The organism is Novosphingobium mathurense (assembly GCF_900168325.1).
Taxonomy (GTDB): domain Bacteria; phylum Pseudomonadota; class Alphaproteobacteria; order Sphingomonadales; family Sphingomonadaceae; genus Novosphingobium; species Novosphingobium mathurense.
In genome coordinates this window covers 1-12,599 of the sequence record NZ_FVZE01000022.1, presented here as the reverse complement: position 1 = coordinate 12,599, position 12,599 = coordinate 1, and the positions used below count along the sequence as shown (strand labels likewise).

The 12,599-nt window shown below is 52.3% G+C and carries 10 protein-coding genes and 2 pseudogenes; 9 read left to right on the top strand and 3 right to left on the bottom strand.

Annotation, left to right across the window (positions count from 1 at the left end; all coding sequences use genetic code 11):
* Both B5483_RS22370 and B5483_RS22365 read left to right on the top strand, forming a co-directional pair.
* Nucleotides 1–207: pseudogene (locus B5483_RS22370) on the top strand (IS1634 family transposase); the annotation flags it as partial.
* A gap of 107 nt (nucleotides 208–314) precedes the next feature.
* A pseudogene (locus B5483_RS22365) lies at nucleotides 315–902 on the top strand (IS5 family transposase); the annotation flags it as partial.
* Between the two features lie 167 nt (nucleotides 903–1,069).
* Here B5483_RS22365 and B5483_RS22360 read toward each other — a convergent pair.
* On the bottom strand, nucleotides 1,070–3,259 hold the full coding sequence (locus B5483_RS22360; protein WP_176168179.1) for a TonB-dependent receptor: 2,190 nt from the start codon (nucleotides 3,257–3,259) through the stop codon (nucleotides 1,070–1,072).
* A 659-nt stretch (nucleotides 3,260–3,918) separates the two neighbouring features.
* On the opposite strand from B5483_RS22360, the gene B5483_RS22355 reads away from it, so the two are divergent.
* The 3 genes from B5483_RS22355 (at nucleotide 3,919) to B5483_RS22345 (ending at nucleotide 6,285) form a co-directional block, all read left to right on the top strand.
* A complete protein-coding gene (locus tag B5483_RS22355; RefSeq protein ID WP_079732105.1) occupies nucleotides 3,919–4,797 on the top strand; it encodes an amidohydrolase family protein in 879 nt (292 codons plus the stop codon).
* A 107-nt stretch (nucleotides 4,798–4,904) separates the two neighbouring features.
* Nucleotides 4,905–5,279, top strand: coding sequence for a C-glycoside deglycosidase beta subunit domain-containing protein (locus B5483_RS22350; RefSeq protein WP_139384131.1), 375 nt, complete (start codon nucleotides 4,905–4,907; stop codon nucleotides 5,277–5,279).
* Nucleotides 5,280–5,283: 4 nt separating this feature from the next.
* Nucleotides 5,284–6,285, top strand: coding sequence for a sugar phosphate isomerase/epimerase family protein (locus B5483_RS22345; protein ID WP_079732103.1), 1,002 nt, complete (start codon nucleotides 5,284–5,286; stop codon nucleotides 6,283–6,285).
* A 52-nt stretch (nucleotides 6,286–6,337) separates the two neighbouring features.
* On the opposite strand, the gene B5483_RS22340 is transcribed toward B5483_RS22345, so the two are convergent.
* Nucleotides 6,338–7,333, bottom strand: coding sequence for a LacI family DNA-binding transcriptional regulator (locus tag B5483_RS22340; RefSeq protein WP_079732102.1), 996 nt, complete (start codon nucleotides 7,331–7,333; stop codon nucleotides 6,338–6,340).
* Nucleotides 7,334–7,540: 207 nt separating this feature from the next.
* Nucleotides 7,541–8,839 carry an MFS transporter gene (locus tag B5483_RS22335; RefSeq protein WP_079732101.1) on the bottom strand — a complete coding sequence of 433 codons (1,299 nt, stop codon included), beginning with the start codon at nucleotides 8,837–8,839 and terminating at the stop codon, nucleotides 7,541–7,543.
* Nucleotides 8,840–9,399: 560 nt separating this feature from the next.
* On the opposite strand from B5483_RS22335, the gene B5483_RS22330 reads away from it, so the two are divergent.
* The 4 genes from B5483_RS22330 to B5483_RS23345 form a co-directional block, all read left to right on the top strand.
* Nucleotides 9,400–9,939, top strand: coding sequence for a gluconate 2-dehydrogenase subunit 3 family protein (locus B5483_RS22330; RefSeq protein ID WP_176168177.1), 540 nt, complete (start codon nucleotides 9,400–9,402; stop codon nucleotides 9,937–9,939).
* Nucleotides 9,939–11,612 (top strand): GMC oxidoreductase, encoded by a 1,674-nt coding sequence (locus B5483_RS22325; RefSeq protein ID WP_079732099.1) that lies wholly within the window; start codon nucleotides 9,939–9,941, stop codon nucleotides 11,610–11,612. The genes B5483_RS22330 and B5483_RS22325 overlap by 1 nt, the downstream gene beginning before the upstream one ends.
* Before the next feature lie 189 nt (nucleotides 11,613–11,801).
* Nucleotides 11,802–12,245 carry an IS66-like element accessory protein TnpA gene (tnpA, locus tag B5483_RS22320; RefSeq protein WP_079732107.1) on the top strand — a complete coding sequence of 148 codons (444 nt, stop codon included), beginning with the start codon at nucleotides 11,802–11,804 and terminating at the stop codon, nucleotides 12,243–12,245.
* Between the two features lie 166 nt (nucleotides 12,246–12,411).
* Nucleotides 12,412–12,599, top strand: a 188-nt coding sequence (locus B5483_RS23345) for a hypothetical protein (RefSeq protein WP_176168176.1), incomplete at its 3' end; no start/stop codon positions are given.

Genomic DNA, 12,599 nt, shown 5'->3' with positions numbered 1-12,599 from the left:
CTCGCCAAGGAACTGATGCGCCTGTGTGAGGCACACGGCTTCCAGCCCGAATGGCAGCCGCTGATCAATGACCTCGACCGCCTCCAGCAGGTGACTATCGAAAAGGACGGCAGGGCCATCACCACCCGCACTCATGTCACCGGACAGGTTGGCAGTGCCTTCCAGGCCGCAGGCATTGCCCTTCCAGCTGGAACTCGCACTTCATAGCGGACTACCAGCGCCCTCCTCCAAAGCCCCAAATGTAGTGCAAACAAACTTTTGCACTTCCATAACATATTGAAAATCATATTCTATTTTTAAGGCACTGTTGAACTTGGGCCTGGCGCAACGCGGGGCTGTTCGAGGTCATGAACACGCTGCTGGTCATGAACCTTCGAGAGATCGAGGGGCGAGAAGCCTCGCCGAGCGCCGGTGTGATCGATAGCCAAAGCGTGAAAACGACCGAGAGCGGCGGCCCCTGCGGGTATGACGCGGGCAAGAAGGTCAAGGGCCGCAAGCGTCATATATTGACCGATACCTGCGGTTTTCTGATCTCGATCCTTGTCCACACCGCCGATATTCAGGATCGTGATGGCGCCGTCGATGTGATCAAAGGCGTACGCCAGCGCTTCCCCTGGCTGCGCCATATCTTCGCCGATGGCGGTTACGCTGGTGACAAGCTCAGGAAAGCCATCGCCAACACAGGAAATTGGACGATCGAAATCATCAAGCGTTCCGATCAGGCCAAAGGCTTCGAAGTCCTGCCTCGCCGCTGGGTCGTCGAGCGTACATTCGCGTGGCTGGGCCGGTGCCGCCGTCTGGCAAAGGACTGGGAGGCCACAATCGCCTCTTCGACAGCATGGGCCACGATCGCATCCATCCGCTTGCTCATCCGACGAACCGCAAGGTATTGCTACGCTTAAGGAACTTTTGAATCGGGCTCTCAACGTAATTGAGTCGATTTTGTGATGTAGCCTTATTGCGATCGGTGAACTTCCAGCCGCACGCGTTAGCGTCCGTACTCGTGGCTGGAAACTTGAAGCTGATGACCCCGCATCGCCTTTCTCACGATGCGGGGTCGGGGAGGAGCTCAGAAGTTCGCAGTAAAGCGGACACCATATGTGCGCGGCGCCATAAGTTGATAGGTATTAGCACCCAAAAACGAGCCTATATTCGCTTGTGTAATGACGATCTTATTGGTCAAATTACGACCGTACGCCTGCAGGCTCCAGCTATCATCAGGCGAACGATAGGTAAGGCTTGCATCAAACATGGTGTATGCTCGCTGTCGGTCATTGGGACGATTGAAGAACGTCAGATATGCACTCGAGCGATGAATAAACTGCACCCGCGGCACTAACTGACCGCCAGAACCGACGTCGAAAGTATGCTCATATCCGCCAGAAATTACCCATTTGGGGGATTGAATGAGCCTATTCCCAGAAAGATCCACATTGGTGTTGCCAGCACGAACCTGGAAATTCTTGAATTTTGCATCGAGCCAATTGACGGAAAAATCGAGCTTATCGGCCGATGTAACTCTCCAATCGCCCTGCAGTTCCACGCCCTTGATGCGCGAGGTGCCAGCGTTGAGAACTTGCGCTCCTTGCGGCGTCGTCTGACTCACCTGCTGGTCGGTATAATCGTACAGGAAAGCGCTCACATTTAACTGCAGTGTATTGCCGAAAAATTTGTTCTTTGAACCGACTTCGTAAGACACAACATATTCAGGGCCATAGGCATTGATTGTTGTAAATCCGCCGGATTTGTACCCCTTATCCACCTTTGCGTAGAGAAGGTTGTTTGGCGACCATTGGTAATCGGCGCCAAAATGGTACGTAACGGCACTGTCTTTCGATCGATTAGTGGAATTGGCTGCATCAATAAAAACGAGATCGGGTTGTACGCTTGGTGGATTAACGAGTCCCGGCCCCCCCCAGAATCCACCACCGCGATGCTTCGTGTCCCTAGAATAGCGCACACCGGCACTCAACTTGAGCGCTGATGCTATTTCATAGGATATTTGCCCAAAGACCGCTCTCGATTTCACATCGACGTCATATAGGAAATTTCGTAGAACAATTGCGTCACCGTTTGGATCGACATAGTTCAACGAACTGGTGCGTAAATCCTGATCATAAAGGAAACCGCCAACCTGCCAAGAAAATGGCCCGTTACCATTAGAAGCAATGCGAAGTTCATGACTAAGATCTGTAGAATATTCTCCACGGCGGAAATTGTAATAAATGTAGTCGGTGCCATCCTGATCAGCCAAGTGATCGACATCAAGTTTCACGAGCCCAAAGATGTATGTAAGCGTAGCCGGGCCAAAATCATATTCCGTTTCAGCGACGAGGTTCTTGCGAGTAAGATCCAAATCGCCCTGAGTGCTAAGCGCAAAGTGCTTCACTTCAGAAAAATGTTGCGGGGGCGCAACATTGTTGGTCGGAAGGCCTATCTGGGCCGGACCAGCGCCGCCTTCGTGTACGTAGCTGGCAGTCAGGTGAAACTTAAGGGCCTCGCTGGGCTCAAACAACAACTGCAGCCTTCCACCTTCGGTATCCAACTCGTCACCACGATAATTTGCACGGGCCGAAGGACCACCAACACTCGGGATATCAACCGCAGGATCTCCAGTGGGACTCGGACTGTTGTCCCAATAGCCCTTGTGTCGCTTGCTTATGAACGACGCACGCAGAGCGAGGTTGTCAGACAAGGGAATATTGATCGCTCCTTCAGCGTCAAGGGCGCTGTAATTCCCGTATGATACTGAGGCATAACCACTCAACTCGCCTAGAACCGGCTTTTTGGAGATGATGTTGATTACACCACCCGTCGCGTTGCGGCCATAAAGCGTACCTTGCGGACCGCGCAAAACTTCGATTCGCTCGAGATCAAACAGCGATGCATTCATGCCGGTTGGACGCTGAAGAAAGACACCGTCGACATTCACAGCCACTGCCGGGTCGCCGATCTCCGTTGTGTCACGACCGGACACTCCTCGCACCGTGATGATAGAACCGGTGAAATTTTGACCGAACTGAATTCCTGGAGCAATCGACTCCAGCGACTTCATGTCCGTCACGCCATTTTCGAGGAGCTTGTCACCCGTCACTACGTCAATTGCAATTGGCGTGGTCTGAGCCGTACCCTGCCGCTTTTCGGCAGTCACAATAATCTCGCCGATTGCTCTACTATCAATTGCCTCCTGCGTGCTGTTCTGAGCAAACGCACTCGTCGTTGCCAAGGCGGCAATAGGAAGCGCGATCAGTCCGCGCATAGCAACTCGCCCCAACAGCGGCCGAAATCCTGCCCTCCCAACAAGACAACTGGTTGAATACATCTCAGTTCGTGCCCTGATCATCACAACTCCCCTTCGCCATTTGATTGTTCGCACCTGCAGATTGCACAGGCTTCAATTATCCAGGCCCACCCGCTCAGAATTGAGCTTTGCAAGGTGGATAGCCTCGTTGGGTTCACGCACATTTCTATGTAATCGATTTCTATTTGTCAAGCATGTTCATCGGCAGAGGAAGCCCATAGAGCGCGCCGTCTCATTATCACCTGTGCCGAAACGATGACCCCGAGACAAATTCAAACACTTAACTGTAACCTATTGCCACCCTCGTAATACACCTTTGCAACCCAAAAATTATTAAATTAAATCTCGATTTTCTAACTTATAATAGAGGTATATCTATTATTTATGATGTGCTGCCAATAATTGGTCGCTGACCGCTGTCCGCTCCCCGAAGAACTCCCTTATCATCGCCGCAAACATTCCCACCAACCGTCAAAAGAACCACAGAGTCATGTTGTACACGTTGACATGGAATGAAATCCATTACATATAATGAGCACGATAGATGCGGATTTCCGCCCCAAAGCCACCTACAGTTGGAACTGGCTCAGGCTCTAATCTCCTAGGGAACGAAGATCATGATGCAATGGCCACACTCTGCAGACCGTGTTGAAGTGGGAAGCAGGATCATTGTGGATTCTCAGATCCATCTGTGGCCACCAAAATCCAAGGACCGTCCATGGAGCGAAGGCAGAGGTCAGCTATATCCCTCATTCTCGCTTGGGCGGTACCTTGACCTAGCTCAAGGTTCAGGCGTGCATCGCGCACTTATAATCCCGCCAGCTGTCGATGCTACGCGGATTGATTACGCGAAGACAGCGCTGGCTCATTTCCCTGAACGCTTCCGGATTGTTGCCTTCGTCGAGCCTCATTTACCCGAGCAAGAAATCTTGTTTCAAGATTGGAAAAATGACAAGGATATCCTCGCAATCCGATCTTCGATCTTGGACGGCCGCCAAGACATCCTCCACAATGGGTCAACGGATTGGCTGTGGGCAGCGGCCGAGCGATATCATTTGCCCTTGATGTTTGCTCAAACTTCACAACTTGAGACAATAGAGACTATTGTTGAACGACACCCAGACTTGATATTAATTCTCGATCACTTCGGCCTGTCCGAAGCAACAATTCGCAAAGGTCTCGCTGCTTCAACGATCAACGCCGCGGTTTCGCTAGCAAAATACCCGAACGTCTCGGTCAAGCTGTCGAGCTCCGCCGCACTATCTACCCAGGCCTACCCCTGGCATGATCTTGATGACTATATTTACCGGCTCGTCGAAGCTTATGGCCCGCAGCGCTGTTACTGGGGCTCAGACATTACCGCCTCGCTTTCAAAGAGCGATGCGACTTATCGCCAGCGGGTAACACATTTCACTGATGAACTTGGCTTCCTCAGCGAAGAGGACAAAGACTGGATAATGGGCCGAGCGTTGATGGAACGACTCGGATGGGACTGAATATCAAGAGGATAGATAGGATGCAGAATTCCGTGACATCGGACGCGCTAAAATCGGCCCGAACACCATATAACCCGATAGTTCGCCGCCATATGGTGGAGCAGTGCATGCTTCTGACCGCGGGATTCGAGAATATAATAGACAATGCCGGCGACGCAACCGGATTTAAGTTGCGGATTCGTGCACCTTACTTCCGAGGGGTTTGGCTGACGGTAATCTCACGAATTGAACTCACAGTAAACGGCGAGACATTTGAACGAGATCACCTGTCCATTGCTTATCAAGGCAATACCCTAAGCATGGATGAGGTCGCAAGCGCCGAGTCGGTTCACTGGGACTTTGGGGACGCGCTCACCTTGCAAGTAAACAAGCCAGGAGGGCTTGTCCCGGGTATTCAGATGGTCAGTTTGGAACTTACACTCCTGCCATCGCACACGCCTATTATCGCGCGCTCAGAGCGCATGATCACCCTCGTGAGGTAAAACCATGACGACAAGCACCATAACCCGAGGCGTAAATTTTTACAGCTACCAAGAGGAAGTCTTCAAGCGAAGCATGACGCTCGAGGATTGTGTGGCAGAAGTTGCGTCAATGGGCGCAGTTGGCGTTCAGTTGATGACTGAGGCGGCCATTCCTGGATATCCTAATCCGTCTCAGGAATGGATAGAAGCTTGGACTGCTATGATGCAGCGCTACGGTACAGTTCCTACCGCCCTCATGACCTTCTGGGATTTTAACAAAGGCGGTCACCGAATGCTTAGCGTAGGCGAGGCCTATGAGATCGTGGAGAAGGAAATTCGCCTCGCTCGCGCTTTGGGCTTTGATATTCTCAGACCTTCACCGGCACCCGCGGGCTTTCCCGAACTGGAATTGATCGAGAAATTGCTGCCAGTCGCGGAAGAAGCCAATATCCGGCTTTCATTCGAAGTTCACGCACCGCACAACTTGATCGAGCACACTGCGCCATACATCGAAATCGTAGAGCGAACTGGCACCAAGCACCTCGGACTGACGCTCGACATGTCCTGCTTTCAGAAGCGCTATCCTCGCATCGCTCGCGACCGACTCATTCGTGATGGAGTACTGCGCGAGCGAATTGCATGCCACATTACGGAATCGCGCGAACTCGGACTCGACAAGCAATTTGTTACCGAAACGGTCAAGCGCTGGGGTGGTACGCAGCCTGAGCTCAGTTTCGTCAATGCCGTCTACAACCCGATGGTTATGCAAAGCCTGGACGACCTGAAAGCCATCATCCCGTATATTTTCAACGTCCATGCCAAGATCTTCGAGATGACGGATCAGCTTATGGAATATAGCCTCGCCTACGAGGAGGTAATTCCTCTGTTCGTCAAGGCAGGATGGTCTGGTTCGATCGACACAGAATATGAAGGCCAGCGGCACACGCAAGACCTAGGTGATAGTGACAGCTGCGAACAAATTCGCCGCAACCAACTCCAATTGAGATATTTATTGGGGGAATTGTAATTCCCATAACGCGAGAGCCGTCGGCGCTGTACTAAGCAGCCAAAACGGCGGCTCACGCAATATTTCGAACTGAGTTACGCACTTGAAGCTTATGCGGCAGCATAACATGGCGAACCAACGTGGTCTTGTTTGTCAGGATATCCAACAAAGTGCGAAAGACCTCTTCGCCGACCGCCTGCATGGGCTGCTTAACGGTAGTGAGCGCCGGACTCAGATGCTTGGCGTAGCGAATATCGTCAAAACCCACTAGCGAGATATCGTCCGGGCATTTCAAGCCTAGTTTGTGAAACGCCTCCAGCGCACCAATCGCCATCTCGTCACTAAAGCAGAAAATAGCGGTTGGCCGTGGGGATGCTTCCAGAAGCTTTAGTGTGGCGGCCAAGCCGGCCTCAATGGAAAATTCCGCATTTGCGACAGTGATTTTGCTACTGTGCCGCGCTGCGGCCGCTTCGACACCAATCAACCGAAGACGGCTATTGTTGGCTTGTGCAGCCCCTGCCACCACCCCGATCCCTTTGTGGCCTTGAGTGTCCAGGTAATCGATCACTTGTTCGGCGGCGCGTGTGTTATCTATGTAGACGCTCGGCACGGCCAAATCCGGAGTAAATCCGCAGGCGTTGACGATAGGGGCTAAGCTCTCTGGCGTACTTCCGTTGCCCATCAAAGACTGCGGCATGCGGCCAAGCACGATCAACCCGTCGGCTTCGCGCTGCCAGAGCATCTTCACGTATTGTTCTTCTCGCTCCGCGTCCAATCCCGTGTCGCCAAGCAAGACCGAATAACCGGCAGCACTGGCTGAATGCTCGACGCTCTTGATAAACTGGTTGCAAAAAGGGTTCATGATGTCCTGGACTGTGACCAGGATCTTGTTGGTCCTCAGAGTTCTTAATGACTTAGCCGCATTGTTTGGCGAATATCCCAGGCTGTCCATCGCAGCCGTGACCTTCACTCGTGTGGCTTTGGCAACCTTGCTCGGCGTACTCATCACGCGAGACACCGTTGCTGTCGAAACCCCTGCCTTCTTCGCTACATCACTGATCGTTGACATTCAAAGGACCCTGCAAGTTCGGTAAAGATTTCGATCGGCAGAAAGACGCTCAATTACTGCATCAGGCCGGAAGGACAACCATGAAAATTCTGCTCGGTTGCTGGCACTTCAACGAATTCCTAGTGTCATCAATGGTGAAGTCATGGCTGCAATTCAGCCAGAAAGTGCATTTAGCGGCATTGAGTTACAATCACTCACCTTCACAAATCAGTTCTGATGACTTGCCATTTCACGCTTGACGAACTTTCGACCATCATCCCTGAACAACGCGATGAACAGGGCCATCGCAATCAGCGCGACACCGGCGGGCGCAAGCCAAATGATTGACCAGTCGTGCAGTCCAAGTGAATTGGTGTTCATGTTGTAGATAGCTCCAGCGACGTTTGCACCGATCACGGCACCAGGGCCAAGCATCATGAAATTGTAGAAGGCCTGCGCCCTCCCCCTGGTTTGCGGGTCGCACCGATTGTCCAACCAAATCTGGCCCGACGTAAACAAGAAGTCATAGCTGACGCCGTGCAAGAGGACACCAAGTATCAGCATCCAAAGAACCGCGTGACCATCAATGGACCCAGTCGAGAACAGAATGAAGCGTCCGATCCATCCGCACATACCAAGGACCATCACCCACTTGATGCCAATTCTCGAAATAAAGAAGGGAATTGCCAAAATCGTGATGATCTCAATTACTAGGCCCGAAGTTTGGACTGCAGTCGGTTCAATCTGCAGCGAGAAAATATCGAACCGAACGCTCATCTCATGTAAGAAATTGTTAAGAAAGCTGTCATAGAATTTCTTTGGTATTACCATCGCCATAATCGCGATCATGAACACCCAAAAGATGGGATTCTTGTTGTCGCGAACAAAGTCGAGCCCGAAGATCGCAATCAAGTTGAGCTTTTCGGTTGACCTACTTGGTCGGCGTGGAGGCAGGCTTAACGAATAAGGTGCCAGGAATAGGTATGTAGTTGCACCGATCAACATCGGAATTCTAGACTCTGCCGCGCCTGGCCAAAGCCCAATAATGAGACCTGCAACGATAGCGCCTGCTGTGCCAAACACTCTTATTGCAGGGTATTGCCGTACAGGATCGGAAAGAGCGTTCATCGAAATCGCGACGGTCAACGGGAGCATCGACGTGTAAAAGACGCAATGGAGGAGCATGACCGCTAGAAAGATCTCGCGGGACTGGTCGATTCTTGAAAGCCAAAACAAACTGACTGCCGCGCCTAGCGACAAGAAAGCAAAGACCCTCTCAGTAGAAAAATACCGATCAGCAACCATTCCCACGAAAAGGCCGGCACCAATTACAGCGACCCCGACCATACTGTAGGCGGTGCCAATAATATCGTCGAAGCCCAGCGTTTTGCTCATGTAGGTACTGAGCGGGGTCAGCCACGAAAAGAAGGCAACGTAATAGAAGAACATCATGCAACGAAGTCGCCAAAAGATGGCCAGATTCGGAGCAGAACTCCCTCCGCCGTTCAGCAGAAAACGCGCTATCATCTCTTCTCACACCCATCCCAGTTTTATGTGCCCTAACGAACATCGCTTCCCGTACGCCACATCGCTCCTGTCCTTGCCGAGCAATTTGCCCTTACCGCGATGCAGATCCAAAGTGGCAGCGTATTTTAGGCCACCAAGCAATATATGTAATCGATTTACATCTGATCTAAGTGCGCCCATTTGTCAATGGTGCGGCCGAAATAGTCGAAATTTTCTCAATTATCTTTATGTAATATAATATTTCTTTATGGTACCCGGATGACGGATGGAGCGGAGTCCATTCTGCTTCATAAAGCAAAAATCTAGTTGCAAAATGTAATCAATTACCTTAGCTGTAGGCCGCCGGCCGAGGTCGGCAGACGCCCACGATTTTGGAACATATCCTAAGCCAGGATGTGCCCCAAGGTAACCGTTGACCCTCTGCGCTCTTAACTAGCAGTTCGAAACAGGTGCGAGGCAGGCTAGTGGCAATTTGGTAGAACGAGAATGGCGATATCAAGCCATATGTGAGGATGAGATTCCGGATGGCAAGTTGGCACAATGCTTTGAGCAGACGAGACATGCTGCGCAGTTCAGCGGCAGGCGCACTCACAGTGTCGCAACTTGGCTCCCTGGCTGGCTGCATCCAAGCTTCTCCCTACGCTGACGCGCAAACGCGACTGGATCTGATTGCTCGACTTAGTGCATTAACAATTCCGTCCACCGATACACTGGGGGCCGCGTCGCAGGCCAACACAGCATTTGCCAGTCAGGCGATCGAGCAAAGCCTATACTCCCTGGAGCCGCGGATGCTCACAGAAGTTGGCGATTGGCTTGATGACGTTGGCGGCAGGCGTTTTCTCAGCCAAACAACGGACAAGCAGACAGAATGCCTAATCAAGCTGGATAAGTCGGCCTTTCAGGACGATTCCTTACCCAAAAAGGCTGGCGAGAGAGCGTGGTCGGAAATTAAGCCCCTGATTGTCGCTAGTTATTATTCGAGCGAAGTAGGGGCAAGCAAGGAGCTGGTCTATGATCCCGTCCCCGGCAAATTCGAAAATATCACACTCACGGACGACTATCGCGCTCAATCGAATGAGGGGCACGGGGAGAAATGGTAATGTCTGAATTTGACGCGATCGTAGTGGGCAGCGGCATTACGGGTGGTTGGGCTGCAAAGGAACTCACTGAGCGCGGATTGAAAGTCTTGATGATCGAACGCGGTCCGGATGTGAAGCACGGAGAATACGAGAAAGAGTGGATCGAACCATGGAACCTGCCATTCCGAGGTTACGGCGATCCCGACCTGCTTCGTCGAACGAAGAAAATCCAAAGCGCCGCACGCCTCAATGAATGGAATATGGACTACTTTGTAGACGACGAACTGGAAGTCTACGATACACCAACGGAAAGTAATTTTCAGTGGATCCGCGGATACCAGACAGGTGGACGCTCACTCGTCTGGGGTCGGCAAACCTATAGAATGGCAGCATCCTACTTCGAGGCCAACCGCCAAGATGGACACGGGGTCGACTGGCCAATCCGGTATGAGGACATTGCCCCTTGGTACGACTATGTCGAGGAGTTCATCGGGGTAAATGGCTCGAAGGAGAATCTAGCAACCGCCCCAGACGGGCAATTTCAACCAGCAATGGGCTTCAATGCGGGCGAACAAAAGCTGGCCGACGCAATCAAAGCGCAATATCCTGATCGGCGCCTGATCCCGGGCCGAGGAGCCAACCTTACAAAAGGAATAGGATCACGTGCACAATGCCAGTACCGGAACTGGTGCTCAAGAGGTTGTTCTTTCGGCGCATATTTCAGCACACAAAGTTCAACTTTGCCTGCCGCCATGGCGACCAACCGACTAACTCTGCTAAATGACTCAATCGTTGAAAGAATTGACTATGACCAAGCTAGAATGCGCGCGACGGGCGTTCGGGTCATCAATGCGCGCACCGGTGAAAAATCCGCTCATACTGCACGCATAATCTTCCTTTGCGCAGGTTCCGTAAATAGCGTTTCTGTACTGCTTAGATCCACTAGTGAGAAAATGCCGCAAGGTCTCGGAAATTCGTCGGACAAACTTGGCCGCTACTTCATGGACCACGCTTACAGAGTCGGCGCGACTACGACCATTCCTGGTATAGATAATCAGATGTACATTGGTCGAAAGCCAAACCAGGTTTGCATTCCTCGCTTCGTTAATCTGGGCGATGAGAAAACCGATTTCCTTCGTGGATATTCCTATTCAGGCTACGCAAAGCGGTTGAACTGGTCCCGCGGCGGCATGGCTAGTGGAATTGGCGAAGGACTCAAGCAAGACATACGTAAGCCTGGCCCGTGGCAGATCAACCTGCAAGCTGCAATTGAAACACTTCCTCGTGAAAGCAATCGCATTACTCTCAACACGGCCCGAAGCGACCGACATGGTTTGCCACTGACAAGGATCGACCTGCGCTATAGTGAAAATGAACGCAAAGCAGCAAAACATGCTCATGCAGAACTGCTGAAGATGTTCGCTCTCCTCGGTGGTGAAATTACGCAATCGAATACCGAACTTGCACCTCCCGGCACCTCCATCCACGAGATGGGCGGCGCATGCATGGGCCACGATCCGCGCCTTTCTGTGACCAATGCACACAACCAGCTTCATGATGCGCCAAATATCTTCGTTACAGATGGCTCCGCGATGTGTTCAACCGGAGATCGCAATCCTTCACTCACATACATGGCGTTGACAGTCCGTGCCGCAGCGTCGGCAGTCTCCATGCTCAAGAACGGAAAGCTTTGAGGTAGTGTGCGGATAGTTCTGCAAAATTCGCTTGAGAGGCGAGGTGGTCATAACCGGTTGGTGATGTTCAACGTCACCGAGGATCCACCATGACCAGGAGTGAAGTTAGACCGTAAGCGCGCAAATCTCTGCACCTGTTCACGACTGTTGGCCTGATGGAGTGTGTTCACGAAGGAGACAGTGGACACAATGGCATTGGGTGACGCGATTTCGGTGCCGCCATGGCTGGTGAGAGTTTCTCGCAATGGTAAGCGTGGGTATGATCCGATCTGGAAGGAGCGGTTGATCGCAGCCGCGCTGGAGCCAGGGGTTTCGATTGCGAAGCTTGCCCTGGAGCATGGAGTGAATGCCAACCAGTTGCGTAACTGGGTGAAGCTGCATCGGCAACGGCAGGGAGAGCGGGGGCCGAGGGTTCTGCCTCCCCCCACATCCTCCGCCTTCGTTCCGGTGGTCGAAGTCGCGCAGACGACTGCACGCAAGCCTGCCACGCCTTTGGTCCAGGCGTCGTTGGCAGGACTGCGACTGAAGGCGTCGCTGCCCAATGGTGTTCAGCTTGAGCTGGCCAATGCGGATGTGCAGGCTCTGTCTGCGTTCATCGAAGTACTGGGGCGCTGCGATGTTCCGGCTCGCTGAAGATCTGCGGGTCTATCTCCACCGGGATCCGATCGACTTCCGCTGTAGGATCAACAGTCTTGCCCAAGTTCTACAGTGGATTGGAACGCATGCAGAACATTGGCTCGGAAAGCCGCAGAAGACCGTGCCTCATCGCGCGGATCTGCTTGAGATGTACTGAAAACATGTGATTGGTTTTAGCAGCGTTTTCTTGGCAAAAGCGGAATATGATCATGAAAACGTCGCAATGCACATCGTCGAGAAGACAGCACGCGGTCATCGCTATCTCTATCTGGCCCAGAGCGTCCGGGAAAACGGTCGCGTTCGCCAGAAGCTGCTTCAACCTCTCGGCCGCAAAGACCAGCTCGAAGCCTC